The organism is Curvibacter sp. GW821-FHT01G03, from assembly GCF_059422285.1.
Map to the genome: position 1 here is coordinate 104,990 of NZ_JBWKWP010000009.1, position 15,931 is coordinate 120,920.

Sequence of the window (15,931 nt, forward strand, 5' to 3'; positions counted from 1 at the left end):
CTGGTGAAGGGTGCCAGGGGGCTTCAATCCGACAGCGGAAACGCCGGTCTGGCCACCCCGGGTGGCAGGCCAATGGCGCTGAGCCTGAACACGTTGTGATGCGGGTCGGCCAGCACCGCCTGCCATTGCCCGTAGTACGTGGCGTAGGGGGGCTTGATCAGACGCCCGCCCAGGGCGGTCACGCGCTCGGCGCCGTGGCTGACCGCCTCGGCGGTGTCGAGCATGAAGGTGCAGTAGGCGCTCACTGGCGGCACGCTGCCCGGGGCCGGGGCCCGCTCTGGCAGGCCCAGCAGTTCGTAGGCCGGGTGGGCGTTGAAGCCCAACTGGAAGTCGGCCGTCTCCAGCGCCCGGTAGATGGGCGAGCGGCTGGCCACGGACTCGGGCAGGCCCAGCAGGGCCTGGTAGAAATCCAGCAGGGCCTGCGGGTCGGGGGTGAATAGGTTGAACCAGAGTTTCATGGGTTGGCCGGGGTGGTGTCCGAGGTGGGCAAGGCCGCGGGCGCGTAGGTCTTGAGGTACATCTGGCGCAGGTGCTCGCCCGCCGTGCAGGGGCTGTAGCGCGGCGTTTCGCCCGGGGCCACGGTGCCCGGCACGGGCTCGATCGGGGCCAGGTAGTCGGGCTCGTAGAAGAAGGGGATCGAGTAGCGCGCCTGGCCGCCCGAGTGGCGGTTGCGCACGCGGTGCGGGTTGGAGTGGTAGAGGCCGTTGGTCCAGCGCGGAATCATGTCGCCCAGGTTGACCACCAGGGTGCCGGGCAGGGGCGTGGCATCGATCCACTGGCCCGACGGGGTGCACACCTCCAGGCCGCCATGGCTGTCCTGGGCCAGCAGGGTCAGCGCGCCCCAGTCGGTGTGGGCGCCGGCCCCGAAGGTGCGCTCGTCAGCACTGTCGGGGTGGGGCGGATAGCGCACCATGCGCAGGGTCACCATGGGGCTGCCGTTGCTGGGGTCGAAGTAGGTTTCGGCCAGACCCAGTGACAGCGCCATCAGTTGCATCAGCCGCCTGGCCAGGGCCAGCATGGCCTGCTGGTAGGCCTCGCAGCGGGCCGGGGCCTCGGGCAGCTGAGGCGGCCACTGGTTGTGGCCATAGGTCTGGTAGCCCGCGCGCACATAGGGGTGGTCGTCGGGGTAGGCCAGACCGCAGTAGAAGCTTTCCTTGAGGTCGGGGTGGGCCTGGGCGTCCAGGGTCTGGGCGCCCAGGGCCTCGTAGCCCCGAGAGGACGGCGAGTGGCGGATCGACAGGGCGTCGCGCACGCCGGCAGGCAGGGTCAGCAGTTGTTCGGCCAAGGCGAATTGCTGCGCGATCAAGGCTTCGGGCACGCCGTGGTGGCGCACGTAGAAGAAGCCTGAGTCGCGGGCGGCGGCGCCGAACTGGCGTGCCACTTCAGCGCTGCGCGCCGCGCCCGGCAGCAGGGCGTCGGTCAGGTCCAGGATGGGCAGTTGCGGCATGGGGTGGACTCGGTTGGCAGGTGAGCAGGCGGGTTCAGGCCTTCAGCTTGCGATCGGCCGCGGTGGGCAGGAAGCGGTCGGTCCAGAACTCGGCCAGCGTGGGCGAGCCCTTGAGGCCGAAGGCGGTCACGGTCTCGTCGATGGTGGCCTGCAGCCGGGCCGGGGTGGCGGCCCCCCAGCCATTGGCGCGGGTGTCGGCGGTCTTCATGGTGCCGTCCACGATCAACTTGAGGCGTTCGTATTCCAGTTCTTCGTTGGCCAGGGGCTCGCGGGTCTTGATGGCGGCGGCTCCGGCGCGCGGGTCGGCCATCACTTCGATCCAGCCTCGGGTCGTGGCCTTCACGAAGGCTTTCATGGCGTCGGGGCGCTCCTGCAGGCTTTTGGGGTTGGCCACCAGGCCGTTGCCATAAGACTTCATGCCCAGGTCGGAAAACCGGAACACCGTGAGTTGCTCAGGGCCCATGCCGCGCGCCTTGAGGTTGAGCAGGCCGGTGAAGAAGAAGTAGGCCGCGCCGTCGAAGTCGCCCTTCACAAAGCGGGTGTCGCCGATGTCGGGCGAAACGTTTTCCCACTTCACGCCCGACGGGTCGAAGCCCTGGGCCTTGGCAAAGGCCGGGAACAGCTTGCGCGAGGCGTTGAAAGGCTGGCCCAGCAAGGTTTTGCCGGCGAGGTCGGCCGGCTTCTTGATGGGGCCGTCCTTGCGCACGATGATCGAGTTGGGGTTCAGGTCGTACTGGATGGCCACGGCCAGCAACTGCGCCGTGGGGTTGGCCAGGTTGAATTCGATCATCGTCGACAGGTCGGCCGACGCCACGTCGTAGGCGCCGCTGCCCACCAGGCTGATGGCTGCGGCCGAACCGTTGCCGGTGTCGATGCTCACGTCCAACCCGGCGTCCTTGTAGTAGCCGCGTTGCTGGGCCAGCAGAAAGCCGGCACCCGAGGCTTCGATCTTCCAGCCCAGGTTGAACTTGAATTTCTGCAGCGAGCCCTGGGCGCGCACCCAGGGGGTGGCGAGAGCGGTGGTGGCGAGTGTGGCGGCGGCGCTGGCGCGCAGCAGGGAACGGCGTTGCATGGAAAAAGCACTCCTCGGTTGGCGTGTGGGGCACGTTGGGCTGGAGGCGCGGGCCGGCGCTGTCTCGGGATGCCACCCGTGCGGCCAGCCCCTGAAGACAACGCTGCTCCGGGAAGAACCCGGTGGCCTGCGCCTGACTTCAAGAGCAATTTCCGAGCGGCTGGGCCGCTGAACGCTTCTACTCTTGCCGGACACCGGCTGCAGTTTTCATGCCACCCCCAGAGGGTTGCCACAGTGCGGTGCTGGCTGGGGGCGGTGCGGCTGAGCTGGACCTGGCAGCACCGGGCTGAGGCGTTTTGCGCCACGATGGTGCGTTTGATGCGAGCCAGGCCTGGCCTGAAACCTGCTTGAACCTTGGCAAGAGTAGAAGCGTTCAGCTGCCCGAGCCGGTCCATGTGCCAGGCCTGGGGCAGACCGGGAATTGCTCTTGAGGCCCGGCGGGGCCAGCCTGACAGCAGGCCGGTGCCCGCATGTGCCTCAGGGGCCAGCCCGGCCGGTTGGATCGAACTGGATTGACGCCAGGCGATTGATCAGGGGCAGTCTCTGGGGTACGGGCTGTGTTGCCACCCCCTGATCCCGCTTGAAGGAGCCCTGAATGAGCACTGCCACCCTCTTGTCCCCCGCCGCCCCCTTGCCACCCACCGCCTCGGCCCAGTCTGAACTGGCCAAGGAATCGCGCATGGGCGCCATGGGGTCTGAAACCGGCCAGCGTGAGATCCGCCGCATCTCGCTGGCCGACTATGAAACCCGCAAGGCCCAGATTGCCGACGAGCTGTGGTCGGCCGCCGTGGATGTGGGCTTCTTCCAGATCATCGACCACGGCATCGACCTGGCGGCGGTGCGCGAGGCCTTTGCCACCTCGGAGCGCTTCTTTGCCCTGCCCGATGCGGTCAAGGCCCAGTGGCCGCACCAGAAGGCCAACAACGTGGGCTGGGAAACCAAGGCCCAGGTGAGGCCCAGCACAGGGACCCCGGACCAGAAGGAGTCCTACCAGATCACGCGCCCCCACATGGCAGGCCTGTGGCCCACCGAGTCGGAGTTGCCGGGTTTCCAGGCCACCATGCTGGCCTTCGAGGCCGACTGCTGGGCCTTGGGCATGAAGGTGCTGTCGTGCTTTGCGGACAAGCTGGGCTTTGCCAGCGATTTCTTCACCGGCGCACACGACCCTGCCAGCCCCGAGTACCAGAGCACGCTGCGACTGCTGCACTACTACGCCATCCCGCCTGAAGCCCAGGCCCATCTGGACCTGTGGCGTGCCGGCGCGCACACCGATTTCGATTGCCTGACGCTGCTGTTCCAGCGCCCGGGCCAGGGCGGGCTGCAGGTGTGCCCGGGCAAAGAGATGGATTCCCAGGCCTGGACTTCGGTGGAGCCCGATGAGGCGGCCATCACTTGCAACATCGGCGACATGCTGATGCGCTGGAGCGATGATCTGCTGCCCTCCAACTTCCATCGTGTGAAGAACCCTCAACCCGGCGAGTCCATGGGCCCCCGCTACAGCGTGGCCTTTTTCTGCCAGGCCAACCGTGACGCGGTGATCGAAGGCCCCCACAAGAAGTACCCGGCCATCACCGCGGGCGACTACCTGCGCCAGCGTGTGGCGGCGAACTTCAAGCCGTATTGAACCGGGCCGGGCTGGGGCCGGGCGCGATCAGCGCGTGGCCCAGAAGCCCTGGTGCGGAGCCAGCAGCTCCTCGCGCAGGGTGGCGAACGGTCCCAGCACCTGCACGGCACGTTGACCGCACGAGAACACCTCGCGGCAGGGCAGGTCCAAGGTCGGGTTCTCCGGGTGATCGCCGGTCAGGCTCAGCAGGTCGGTCTCTGAGGCCCCATAGACCACACGCCCGATGCCGGCCCAATAGATCGTCCCGGCGCACATGGCGCAGGGTTCGAAGGTGGTGACCAGGCTGCACTGCGCCAGCTCGTCTGCCGACCAGCGCGACGCGGCTTCCCGGGCCAGTGTGGATTCCGCATGGTTGACCGTGTCGATGTTGCCTTGTTCAGCCAGCACCGTCACACCATCCGGGGCCAGCAGCACGGCCCCGAAAGGGTGGCGGCCCAGGGTCATGGCCTGCAGGGCCACCCGGTTGGCATGGTGCAGGGCTTGCAGGCATTGCTCATGGCTCAGGGGTGACATGGGTGACATGGGCATCCCCCTGGCTTACTCGCCGTGCGAGCCCCGGTGGGCCCAGCCGGTGGTGCGCTTCTCGATCAGGCTGAACAGCTCGTACATGGCCATGGCCATGGCGCCGACCACCAGCAGGCCGGCAAAGGCCAGGCCCATCTGCATGGCCGAGCCAGCGCTGATCAGCAGGTAGCCGATGCCTTCATTGGCCGCGGTCATCTCGGACACGGTGGTGCCCACAAAGGCCAGGGTGATGGCCACCTTGAGCGAGCCATAGAAGTAGGGCATGGAGCGCGGCAGCCCGACCTTCATCAGCACATCCCAGCGGCGCGCACCCAGCACGCGCAGCACGTCCTCCAGCTCGGGCTCCAGCGTGGCCAGGCCGGTGGCGATGTTGACCATGATGGGGAAGAAGCTGATCAGGAAGGCGGTCAGGATGGCCGGCCCCACGCCGATGCCGAACCACACCACCAGGATGGGCACGAAGGCCGCCTTGGGCAGGGCATTGAAGGCGGTCATCAGCGGGTAGACCGCGGCATAGGCCAGGCGTGAGCTGCCGATCACAAAGCCCAGCAGCACGCCCACCACGATGGCCAGGCCGAAGCCCGCCATCGTCACCCAGAAAGTGCGCCAGGCGTGGCCCGCGATGATCCACTTGAACTCCATGAACTGGCTGCCGATGCGCGCCGGGCTGGGAAAGATGAACTCGGACACATTGAAGGCCGAGCACAGCACCTGCCAGGTCACCAGCACCGCCACCAGCAGCAGCCAGGGCGACCAGCGTTCGATCATTTTCTTGTTGTTGGCCATGAATTGCCTGCCTTACTGGTGGATGGCCGCGCCGGTCTTGCGCAGGGCGCCGATGTGCCCGCGCAGCTCGTGCACGATGTCGGTGAATTCTTTGGTGTAGGTCAGCTCCAGCTCGCGCGGACGCGGCAGCTCGATCTCGCGCTTGACCACGAAACGGCCCGGGCTCTTGCTCATCACGTACACGGTGTCGGCCAGAAAGACCGATTCGCGCAGGTCGTGGGTGACCAGGATCACGTTGAATTTCTGCTCGGTCCAGAGATCGCGCAGGATGCACCACAACTCTTCGCGGGTGAAGGCGTCCAGGGCCCCGAAGGGCTCGTCGAGCAACAGCATCTTGGGCTCATGGATCAGGGCGCGGCAGATGCTGGCGCGCTGTTGCATGCCGCCCGAGAGCTGCCAGGGAAACTTGTCCTCGTAGCCGGCCAGGCCCACCTTCTGCAGCAGGGCGCGGGCGCGGGCCTCATACTCCTTGCGCTTTCGCTTGAAGCTGGAGCGGTAGGGCTCGACGATCTCCAGCGGCAGCAGCACGTTGTCGACCGTGGTGCGCCAGGGCAGCAGTGAAGGTGCCTGGAAGGCCATGCCCGAAATCTTCAGCGGCCCGGTCACGGCTTGACCGTCGATCAGGATGCGGCCCATCGAGGGCATCTTGAGCCCGGTGGTGAGCTTCATGAAGGTTGATTTGCCACAGCCCGAGGGCCCGACGATGGCGATGAACTCGCCCTGACGGACCTGCAGGTCGATGCCTTCAACGGCGAAATGGTTCTGGGCCAGCAACTCGTCGTTGTAGGCCAGCCAGACATCCCGGAAATCGACGAAGTAGGGGGCTTCGCTGGCGCCGCTCAGGGCGGCTTGGGCCGCAGCGGAATCGGGGGGGGCGAGGGGGGCGGACATGCGAAACTCTCCGGACGCGGGTTGGCAGCAGTGCACAAGCTCGAAAGGCGCGGCATGGCCGCCCGTCACCGCGGGTCGGCCGGGCGCCTTCCTTTTACTTGCGCGGCAGGATGTTGAGCTCGGCGGCCGACGGCAAGTAGGCGCCGGTCCAGGCGGTGTCGGGGTTGGCCCGGGTCTTGGTGGCATAGGCATCGGAGACCTGTGAGGCCATCAGCGACAGGCGAGCCGCGTTGACCTGGCCAAAGCCCTCGGCGCGGGCATCGGGGCTGTTGATCACGGTGTCGATGGCCAGCTTCAGGCGGCGGGCTTCCAGCTCGGTGTTGATGATGCCGTCGCGTTGCTTCACGTACTCGATCGCGGCCTCAGGCTTGGCAATGACCTCCTTGGCGCCTTTGGTGAAAGCCAGCAGGAAGGCCTTCACGGCGGCGGGGTTCTCCTTGAGCAACTTGGGCGAGGCGATGATGGCGTTGCCGTACAGCTTCACCCCAAGTTCCGAGTAAGGCATCACCACGACGTCGCTGGCCTTGGCGCCGCGCGCCTCCAGGTTGAGCAGCGAAGTGAAGGTGAACCCGGTGATGGCGTCGATGTCGCCACGCACCAGCATGGTCTCGCGCAGTGGGGGGTCCATCGCGGTCCATTGCACCGCGCCCACCTGGTTGGCCTTGGCAAAGATCGGGAAGGCCCGGCGGCCGGCGTCGAACACCGGTGCACCCAGCTTCTTGCCGTTCAGGTCGGCCGGTTTGGTGATGCCGCTCTTCTTGAGCGCCATCACCGAGGCCGGCGTGTTGTTGTAGACCATCATCACGGCCACCGGCTTGTTGGGGGCGTCGGGGTTGTTGGCCTGGAATTCCATCAGGGCGGCCAGATCGGCAAAGCCCATGTCGTAGCTGCCCGAGGCCACGCGCTGCACGGCGCCGCCCGAGCCATTGCCGGCATCCACCGTCACGTCGAGCTTGGCGTCCTTGAAGTAGCCCTTGGCGGCCGGCAGCAGGAACAGAGCGGCCGGGCCTTCAAAGCGCCAGTCGAGCTGGAACTTGATCGGGGTGTTCTGGGCTTGGGCGCTGCCCAGGGCCAAGGCCAGGCTCAGGGCCAGACCCGCTTGGAAGAAGGCACGTTTTTTCATCAACACAGGCTCCATTGGTTGGAAGGCATCAAAGCAAAAACGATGCCCAACCCTTGGGCTCTTCTGGCGGCGCATGAAAAAACCCCCGGGACGGCGGGCGCCGTGCCGGGGGCTGTGGCCAGGTTCAGCGCGCTCAGGCTGGGCGTGTCACGCCAGCGTTGGCGGCGGCCAGGGCCGTCATGTTGACCACACGCCGCATGGTGGACGAGGGGGTCATGATGTGGGCCGAGGCGGCTGCACCCAGCAAGATGGGGCCAATGGTCACACCGTGTCCGCCCGTGGTCTTGAGCACGTTGAACAGGATGTTGGCCGCGTCCAGGTTGGGGCAGATCAGCACGTTGGCCTCGCCGCTCAGGCTGCTGTCCATCAGCGAGTGGTTGCGCACATCTTCGGACAGGGCCGCGTCGCCATGCATCTCGCCATCGCACTCCACATCAGGGGCCAGGCGCGCGAAGATCTCGCGCGCTTCGCGCATCTTCAAGGCCGAGGCCCGCTTGGACGAGCCGAAGTTCGAATGCGACAGGAAGGCCACCTTGGGCGGCAGACCGAAGCGCTTCACTTCTTCCACCGCCGCCAGGGCGATCTCGGCCAGTTGCTGGGCGTCGGGGTTCTCGTTGATGTAGGTGTCAGCGATGAACAGGGTGTGCTTGTCGAGCATCAGCGCGTTGAGCGCGGCAAAGCCCGAGGCGCCTTCGCGCAGGCCCAGGATGTCGCGCACGTGCTCCAGGTGGCTGTCGTAGCGGCCCACCAGGCCGCACAACATGGCGTCGGCGTCGCCAAGCTGGACCATCAGCGCTGCGATCAGGGTGTTGGAGCGGCGCACCGCGGCCTTGGCGGCCTCGGGCGTGACGCCCTGGCGGCCCATCAGGCGGTGGTAGGTCTCCCAGTACTGGCGGAAGCGCGGGTCGTCTTCGGGGTCGCAGATCTCCACATCCTTGCCAGGGTGCAGGCGCAGGCCGGCCTTGGCGATGCGCGCGGCAATCACGGCCGGGCGGCCGATCAGGATGGGGCGGGCCAGCCCGTCATCAACTGCCAGCTGGGCGGCGCGCAGCACGCGTTCGTCTTCGCCTTCGGCATAGGCCACACGCTTGTTGGCGGCCTTGGCAGCGGCAAACACCGGGCGCATGAACATGCCGGTGGCATACACGAAGCGCGACAGGCTTTCGCGGTAGGCCTCGATGTCTTCGATGGGGCGGGTGGCCACACCGGACTCCTGGGCGGCCTTGGCCACGGCCGGTGCAATGCGCAGGATCAGGCGGGCATCGAAGGGGGTGGGAATCAGGTAGTCGGGGCCGAAGCTCAGTTCCTGGCCCGCGTAGGCGGCCGCCACCTCGTCGCTCATCTCGGCCTTGGCCAGGTCGGCGATCTCGCGCACGCAGGCGCGCTTCATCTCGGCCGTGATCTTGGTGGCCCCGCAGTCCAGGGCGCCCCGGAAGATGTACGGGAAGCACAGCACGTTGTTGACCTGGTTCGGGTAGTCCGAGCGGCCGGTGGCAATGATGCAATCGGGGCGCACGGCCTTGGCCAGTTCGGGGCGGATCTCGGGTTCGGGGTTGGCCAGGGCCAGGATGATGGGCTGACGCGCCATGGTCTTGACCATCTCGGCGCTCAGCACGCCAGGGGCCGAGCAGCCGAGGAACACATCAGCGCCGTTGACCACGTCGGCCAGGGTGCGGGCCGAGGTGGTCTGGCAGTAGCGGCGCTTGGACTCATCGAGGCGGCCACTCTTGGCATCGTCGCGCTCGCTCTGGATCAGGCCCTTGGAGTCGCACACATAGACGTTCTCGCGCTTGACGCCCAGGCCGACCATCACGTCCAGGCAGGCGATGGCGGCGGCGCCGGCGCCCGACACGGCCACCTTGACACTGCCGATGTCCTTGCCCACCAGCTCCAGGCCGTTGAGCAGGGCGGCCGACGAAATGATGGCGGTGCCGTGCTGGTCGTCGTGGAAGACGGGGATGTTGAGGCGGTCGGAGAGCTGCTTCTCGATGTAGAAGCACTCGGGGGCCTTGATGTCTTCGAGGTTGATGCCGCCCAGGGTGGGCTCCAGGGCCGCGATGATCTCGACGAGCTTGTCGGGGTCGCGCTCGGCCAGTTCGATGTCGAACACGTCGACACCGGCGAACTTCTTGAACAGGCAGCCCTTGCCTTCCATCACGGGTTTGCCGGCCAGCGGGCCGATGTCGCCCAGGCCGAGCACGGCCGTGCCGTTGGTGATCACGCCCACCAGGTTGCCACGCGAGGTGTATTCAAAGGCCAGCGAGGGATCGGCCTGGATGTCCAGGCAGGGGTAGGCGACGCCGGGCGAGTAGGCCAGCGACAGGTCGCGCTGGTTGGACAGGGGCTTGGTCGCCGTGACCGAGATCTTGCCCCGCACCGGCTTGCGGTGGTATTCAAGGGCGGCTTCGCGCAAGGCTTGCTCGGCGGCAGACAGGGAAGAAGACATGAATTGGGTTCCTACGGATGCGTACGCGGGCCAAGAGCTTACCCCATCCTGACGGCATGCTGACGGTCAGGCGGGGCGGGAGGCTCAATGGCTGTCGGCTTGGCGAGCAGCGGCTCGGATCGCTTCTTCATCGTGGCGTGCCCCGTTGAAGAAAAGGTTCAACACCACGGCGCTGAGGGTGGCCAGCAGAATGCCGGATTCGATCAGCGGGTGGATGGCATGGGGCATCCACTGGCGGAAATTGGGGGCCAGCAGCGGGATCATGCCCACGCCGATGGAGATGGCGACGATCAGTGCATTGTGGCGGTTGTCCTTGAAGTCGACCCCGCCCAGGATGCGGATGCCGGTGGTGGCCACCATGCCGAACATCACCAGACCGGCCCCCCCCAGCACCACGGTGGGCAGGGACTCGACCAGGGCCGCCATCTTGGGCAGCAGGCCCAGCACGATCAGGATGACGCCGCCGGCCACGCACACAAAGCGGCTGCGCACGCCGGTCACCGCCACCAGACCCACGTTTTGCGAAAAGCTGGTGTAGGGGAAGGTGTTGAACAGGCCCCCGATCAGGGTGCCCAGGCCGTCGGTGCGCAGGCCTGCCGTCAGGGCCTGGTTGTCGATCTTGCGCTCGGTCATCTCGCCCAGGGCCAGGAACATGCCGGTCGACTCGATCATCACCACCAGCATGACCACGCTCATGGTCAGGATCAGCAGCGGGTCGAACACCGGGGTGGCGATCTCGAAAGGCAGGACGATGTCGAACCAGTGGGCCTTGCCAACCTTTTCGAAGGTCATCAGACCCAGGGCGACCGAGACCACGCCGCCGATCACGATGCCCAGCAACACCGAGATGTTGGCGGCAAAACCGCGCGAAAAGCGGTTGATGGCCAGGATGGAGCTCAGCACCAGGGCGGCCACCCCCACGCCCAACAGGTCGGCGTACTTGGGGTTGGGCACCGTGGGCAGGATGGTCAGGCCCTTGGGGATGGCGGGCAGGGCCGAGCCTGGGGCCGCGGCCAGTTTGCCGGCCTCGGCCAGCCAGCGCAGGTGTTCGGGGTCCGGGACGCTGGGGGCTGTGGGCCCGACGGGGTTGCCGAAGATCCAGTTGATGCCCACCCGCATCAGGCTGACACCGATCACCAGAATCAGCGTACCGGTGACCACGGGCGGGAAGAAGCGCAGCAGGCGGCTGACCACCGGCGCGATCAGGATGGAGATGACGCCCGCGCCGATGATGGCACCGAAGATCAGCTGGGCGCCGGCCACACCGGGGTTGCTGTTGGCGATGGCCACCATCGGGCCGACCGAGGCGAAGGTCACGCCCATCATCACCGGCAGCCGGATGCCGAACCATCGCGTGGCCCCCAGGGCCTGGATCAGGGTGACCAGGCCGCAGCAGAACAGGTCGGCCGAGATCAGCATGGCCACCTGCTCGGGGTCGAGCTTGAGGGCCCGGCCGATGATCAGGGGCACGGCAATGGCACCTGCATACATGACCAGCACGTGCTGCAGGCCCAGGGCGGCCAATCGGTTGATGGGAAGGCGTTCGTCGACGGGATGGACCGCTGGATTCATGCTGATTTCCTTGAGGGCTGGAGAAGGCGGAACGTGGGAGAACTGAGGCCGCCGCGCGAGGGATCTGCACACTTGGTGCACATGGGTGTATGTGAAAAGTGTATACAGACCGACCCGTGCGGAGCTCAGTGAAAACCCGAGCGCCTGCAGCCTGCAAGAAGCAGGCCAGTACCTATGGGCCGCCCTCGATCAGATGATGGGCGGCCTGTCTAAGGGGATCAGCCCGACGTGCGTTGCACCGGGCTCAGCGAATCGCGCAATCTGTCGTGGGTGCGCGGTGTGTCAGGGCGCAAGGCTTCTTCCACATGGCCGATGTGGGCCAACAGGCGGTCACGGGCCAGGGGCAGATCACCGGCTTCAAGCGCTTCGACAATGGCTTCATGCTCCTGGCACGACTGGCTGGCTTCATGGCGTGATTGATACAGCGAGGCGGCCAGCGTGGTGCGGGCGGTCAGGTCGCGCAGCACATCTGTGAGGCTGCGGTGCCCCATGCTTTCAGCCAGGCAGACGTGGAAGTCCGCCAGCAGAAAGGCCCGGGCGGCTGCGTCGGCGCCCTCGATGGCACTTTGCTCGTCGGCGATGTGTTGGCGCAGGCGCCGGGTCACGGCCTGCAGGGGCCGGCCCTCGTCGCCCGCGCTGGCCAGGATGCCGGCCTCCACGATGCGCCGGGCCGAGAACGCATCGCGGGCGTCCTCTACCGAGGGCTCCACCACATACCAGCCGCGTCGCGATCGCACCTCGACAAAGCCGCGCGCCTGCAACTGCATCAGCGCCTCGCGCACCAGGGTGCGGCTGACGCCGAAAAGATCGGCCAGATCCTGTTCACCCAGGCGTTCGCCGGGGGCCAGTTTCTGGGCCAGGATGGACTCCACCACCTGTTGTGCGATTTCGGTCTGGGAACTGCTCATGGGGGTCTTGGGGCTCCGGGGTCAGTGCAGGCGGGCTTGGCCCGCCGGGTTGGGCCGTGCAAGGGCCGTGCCTTGGGGGGCTGCGTCGCCCAGCTTGAAGGCGCCAACGGCCTGGGCCAGGTGGTGGGCCTGGTCGTTGAGCACCGATGCCGCTGCGGCCGATTCTTCGACCAAGGCTGCATTTTGCTGGGTGGAGCGGTCCATTTCGGCCACGGCCTGGCTGATCTGGCCAATGCCATTGCTTTGCTCGTGCATGGCGCCGTTGATTTCCCCGATCAATTGGCTGACCCGGCGGATGCTGCCCATGATGGCGTCCATGGTCTGGCCCACGGCCTGCACACGCTGGGTGCCGACGCTGACGCGCTCTTCCGAGGTGCTGATCAAGCCCTTGATCTCCTTGGCTGCGGTGGCACTGCGTTGGGCCAGGCTGCGCACCTCGGCCGCCACCACCGCAAAACCACGGCCGTTTTCGCCCGCGCGTGCTGCTTCGACGGCCGCGTTGAGGGCCAGGATGTTGGTCTGGAAGGCAATGCCGTCGATCACGCCGATGATGTCGCTGATGCGTGCGGAGGACTGGTTGATCTCGTCCATGGTGCTCACGGCGCCTGCCACCACTTCTCCTCCTTTGGCAGCGGCCTGGCTGGCTTCGCCGGCCAGTTGGGTGGCGCGCACCGTGGCTTCCGCCGATTGCTGAACACTGGCCGTCAGTTGCACCAGGGCGGCCGAGGTCTGTTCCAGGCTGCTGGCGGCGCCTTCGGTGCGGCTGGACAGGTCATGGTTGCCGTTGCGGATCTCGTCGCTGGCCAGGCGAACCGATTCGGCCCCCTGGCGGATGTCGCGCAGCACGATGGCCATCTTGTCGACGAAGGTGTTGAAAGAACCGGCCACCTGGGCCACCTCGTCCTGCCCCGAGATCGGCAGGCGTTGCGTCAGGTCGCCCCCGCCGGAGCTGATGTCGGCCATGGCGTCGCGCACCTGGGCCAGCCGGCGGAAGGCGCGAGCCGTGAAGACCGAGCTCAGCGCGGCAGCCAGCAGCGCCAGCACCACGGTGGCCAGCAGCACGCCGCGCGACACCTCGCCCAGGGCCTGGGTGGCGTCGGCCTTGTCCAGTGCCACGATCAGGTACCAGTCGGTGCCCTGGATGGCGCGGGCCTGCAGCAGCTTGGGGACACCGCCGAGCTCAAGCTCCTGCGGGGTGGTGGCGCTGAGCAACTGGTTCAGCGAGTCGCCAGCCAGCGCTGGAGACAGCGTGGAGGCCGGCTTGAGGGTCAGCTTGGCGTCGGCGTGGGCCAGCAACTGTCCGCTGCGGGTGACCAGGATCGCCAGGCTGTTGGGGGTCGGGTGCACGCCGTTCACGACCTGGCGCACGCCGTCCAGAGGCACGGCCCCGCTGACCACGCCGGCCAGGCTGCCATCGCGCAGCATGGGGGCGGCAAAGGACACGAAGGCCACCCCGGTCGAGGCGTCGGCATAGGGCGGCGTGACCACCAGCTTGCCGGCCTCGGCGGCGGCCTTGTACCAGGGGCGAACGGTGGGGTCGTAGTTGGCGGGGGTGGTGGAGCTGCTGGAGACGTAGCTCTTGTCGGTCCAGCCCACGGTGGTCACCGGAAAGCCACCCGCCTTGTTCATGTGCAGCACGATGCCCTGGGGGTCGCCATGCTGCACGGCATGGGCCGCGGCCTGCACCGCGGTGGCCTTGGCGGCCACCCACAGGTCGAGGGCCATGCCATTGCCCTCGCGGGCCGCGCTCAGCTGCTGGGCTGCGGTCTCGGTGATGCTGGCGCGCAGCAGGACGTAGGTGATGGCGCCGGTGAGGCTCAGCGCCACGACGACCGAGAGGGTCGTGATCAGCAGCAGTTTGGTACGCAGTGAACTCAGCATGGGAAGGTCTTGGGTGTTGGGAGGGGGCCGACTTTACTGGAGCTGTGTGACGGTCCGCAGCCCTCCGGATCCGGCCGGGGCACCCGCCCCTCGCCGGTCGAAGGCAGGCGCAGCGGCCGCGTCAGTCGATCAACGCTTTCGGGGTACGGCCATCGAGCACCGCATGGGCCCGCTCGCGATCAATGTCGCCTTCCCAGGCGGCAATGGCCACGGTGGCCACACAGTTGCCGATCAGATTGCCCAGGGCCCGGGCGATGCCCATGAACCAGTCCACCGACAGCACCAGCACCAGGCCGATGGCGGGGATGGCCGGAATGGCCTGCAGGGTGGCGGCCAGCACCACGATGGCCGAGCCTGGCACACCGTGTGCGCCCTTGGAGGTGACCAGCGAGATGGCCAGGATGGCCAGCAGATCGGCGGTGGAGACCGGGGTGTTGGTGGCCTGGGCAATGAAGACGGCGGCCAGCGTGATGTAGATCGAGAAGGCGTCCAGGTTGAAGGAGTAGCCGGTGGGGATCACCAGGCCCACGGTCGAGTCACGGATGCCCATGGCCTTGAGCTTGGCCATGATCTGGGGCAGCACGCTGTCCGATGAGGTGGTGGCGAAAACCACCATCAGCTCTTCGCGCAGGTAGCGCAGCAGCTTGAACAGGCTGAAGCCCGACACCCGCATGATCAGGCCCAGCACCACCGTCACAAAGAAAATGGTGGCGCCGAAGAACAAAGCCACCAGCATGCCCAGTTGCTTGAGCGAGCCGATGCCGTACTTGCCCACGGTGAAGGCAATCGCGCCCAGCACGCCCAGCGGGGCCAGGCGGATCAGCAGGCCCATGGTCTTGAACAGGGCGTGCGACAGGTCGTCGATCAGCGAGGTGATGCGTTCCCCCTTGGGGCCCAGCAGGGCCAGGGCACAGCCGAACAGGATGGAGATCAGCAGCACCTGCATCACGTCGCCGCTCACAAAGCCGCTGAGGGCGGTGGTCGGGATCAGGCGCAGGGCGAACTCGGTGAAGCCGCCGCCGGTGAGCTTGCCAGCGTTCTCTTTGTAGGCCGCGAGCGCCGAGCCATCAAGGGTGCTGGGGTCGATGTTCATGCCCGCGCCGGGCTGGAACACCCAGGCCAGCACCAGGCCCAGCACCAGAGCGATGGCCGTGACCACCTCGAAATAGATCAGGGCCTTGATGCCCACCCGGCCCACCCGCTTGAGGTCGCCCGTGCCGGCGATGCCGTGCACCACCACGCCGAAGACGATGAAGGGGATGAGCATTTTGATCAGCTTGATGAAGCCGTCGCCCAGGGGTTTGAGTTTGACGGCCTGTTCAGGCCAGACCAGGCCGACGATGACGCCGACCACCAGGGCCAGGACCACCTGGCCGAACAGGGATTTGTAGATGCGTGACATGGCTGCTCCAAGGTTGGAAAGAGATGTGGTTTGCAAGTCTTGTATGCAAGCAATGTAGGCAAAAGTCGTGCCCATGAATACAGGGTTTTCACGTGGAAGCGGGCGGCCTTGAGGCACCGGAATGGTGAGCCTTGGGGCAGTGTGCACTGTTTTGAGGCCATTGGCCCGACGGGCTGGGCCGTGATGGTGCAGGCCGGTCGGCCCAGGTGGCGGACAGCCGGAAAGAGCGCAATGCGTGGCGAGGGACTCAGGTG

13 protein-coding genes are annotated in these 15,931 nt (G+C 66.8%); 1 reads left to right on the forward strand and 12 read right to left on the reverse strand.

Annotated elements, in window-relative coordinates:
• Nucleotides 1–23: 23 nt before the first annotated feature.
• From AC07VS_RS14635 to AC07VS_RS14645, 3 genes are read right to left on the reverse strand one after another with little or no spacing between them, the layout of a single operon-like run.
• On the reverse strand, nucleotides 24–458 hold the full coding sequence (locus AC07VS_RS14635; RefSeq protein WP_494751319.1) for a VOC family protein: 435 nt from the start codon (nucleotides 456–458) through the stop codon (nucleotides 24–26).
• On the reverse strand, nucleotides 455–1,447 hold the full coding sequence (locus AC07VS_RS14640; protein WP_494751320.1) for an isopenicillin N synthase family dioxygenase: 993 nt from the start codon (nucleotides 1,445–1,447) through the stop codon (nucleotides 455–457). The genes AC07VS_RS14635 and AC07VS_RS14640 overlap by 4 nt, the downstream gene beginning before the upstream one ends.
• 34 nt (nucleotides 1,448–1,481) lie before the next feature.
• Nucleotides 1,482–2,519: an ABC transporter substrate-binding protein gene (locus AC07VS_RS14645; protein ID WP_494656978.1), complete on the reverse strand. Its 1,038-nt coding sequence runs from the start codon at nucleotides 2,517–2,519 to the stop codon at nucleotides 1,482–1,484.
• Between the two features lie 595 nt (nucleotides 2,520–3,114).
• Between AC07VS_RS14645 and AC07VS_RS14650 the strand changes: the two genes are divergently transcribed.
• The gene (locus AC07VS_RS14650) at nucleotides 3,115–4,143 is read left to right on the forward strand and encodes an isopenicillin N synthase family dioxygenase (RefSeq protein ID WP_494751321.1); all 1,029 of its coding nucleotides are present in this window, start codon (nucleotides 3,115–3,117) and stop codon (nucleotides 4,141–4,143) included.
• Between the two features lie 27 nt (nucleotides 4,144–4,170).
• On the opposite strand, the gene AC07VS_RS14655 is transcribed toward AC07VS_RS14650, so the two are convergent.
• The 9 genes from AC07VS_RS14655 to AC07VS_RS14695 all read right to left on the reverse strand — a co-directional run bounded on the left by AC07VS_RS14655 (nucleotide 4,171) and on the right by AC07VS_RS14695 (nucleotide 15,677).
• Nucleotides 4,171–4,656, reverse strand: a complete 486-nt coding sequence (locus tag AC07VS_RS14655; protein WP_494751392.1) for a nucleoside deaminase — start codon at nucleotides 4,654–4,656, stop codon at nucleotides 4,171–4,173.
• A gap of 24 nt (nucleotides 4,657–4,680) precedes the next feature.
• Nucleotides 4,681–5,454, reverse strand: a complete 774-nt coding sequence (locus AC07VS_RS14660; RefSeq protein ID WP_492347820.1) for an ABC transporter permease — start codon at nucleotides 5,452–5,454, stop codon at nucleotides 4,681–4,683.
• A 12-nt stretch (nucleotides 5,455–5,466) separates the two neighbouring features.
• Nucleotides 5,467–6,345, reverse strand: a complete 879-nt coding sequence (locus AC07VS_RS14665) for an ABC transporter ATP-binding protein (protein WP_492347821.1) — start codon at nucleotides 6,343–6,345, stop codon at nucleotides 5,467–5,469.
• 94 nt (nucleotides 6,346–6,439) lie between these two features.
• Nucleotides 6,440–7,468 carry an ABC transporter substrate-binding protein gene (locus AC07VS_RS14670; protein WP_494751322.1) on the reverse strand — a complete coding sequence of 343 codons (1,029 nt, stop codon included), beginning with the start codon at nucleotides 7,466–7,468 and terminating at the stop codon, nucleotides 6,440–6,442.
• Between the two features lie 133 nt (nucleotides 7,469–7,601).
• Nucleotides 7,602–9,914 carry an NADP-dependent malic enzyme gene (locus tag AC07VS_RS14675; RefSeq protein ID WP_494751323.1) on the reverse strand — a complete coding sequence of 771 codons (2,313 nt, stop codon included), beginning with the start codon at nucleotides 9,912–9,914 and terminating at the stop codon, nucleotides 7,602–7,604.
• 84 nt (nucleotides 9,915–9,998) lie between these two features.
• The gene (locus AC07VS_RS14680) at nucleotides 9,999–11,486 is read right to left on the reverse strand and encodes a nucleobase:cation symporter-2 family protein (protein WP_492347824.1); all 1,488 of its coding nucleotides are present in this window, start codon (nucleotides 11,484–11,486) and stop codon (nucleotides 9,999–10,001) included.
• 218 nt (nucleotides 11,487–11,704) lie between these two features.
• Nucleotides 11,705–12,394 (reverse strand): GntR family transcriptional regulator, encoded by a 690-nt coding sequence (locus tag AC07VS_RS14685; RefSeq protein WP_492347825.1) that lies wholly within the window; start codon nucleotides 12,392–12,394, stop codon nucleotides 11,705–11,707.
• 21 nt (nucleotides 12,395–12,415) lie between these two features.
• Complete coding sequence (locus AC07VS_RS14690) at nucleotides 12,416–14,275, reverse strand: methyl-accepting chemotaxis protein (protein ID WP_492347826.1); 1,860 nt, start codon at nucleotides 14,273–14,275, stop codon at nucleotides 12,416–12,418.
• A 121-nt stretch (nucleotides 14,276–14,396) separates the two neighbouring features.
• Nucleotides 14,397–15,677: a C4-dicarboxylate transporter DctA gene (locus AC07VS_RS14695; RefSeq protein ID WP_492347827.1), complete on the reverse strand. Its 1,281-nt coding sequence runs from the start codon at nucleotides 15,675–15,677 to the stop codon at nucleotides 14,397–14,399.
• Nucleotides 15,678–15,931 lie beyond the last annotated feature (254 nt).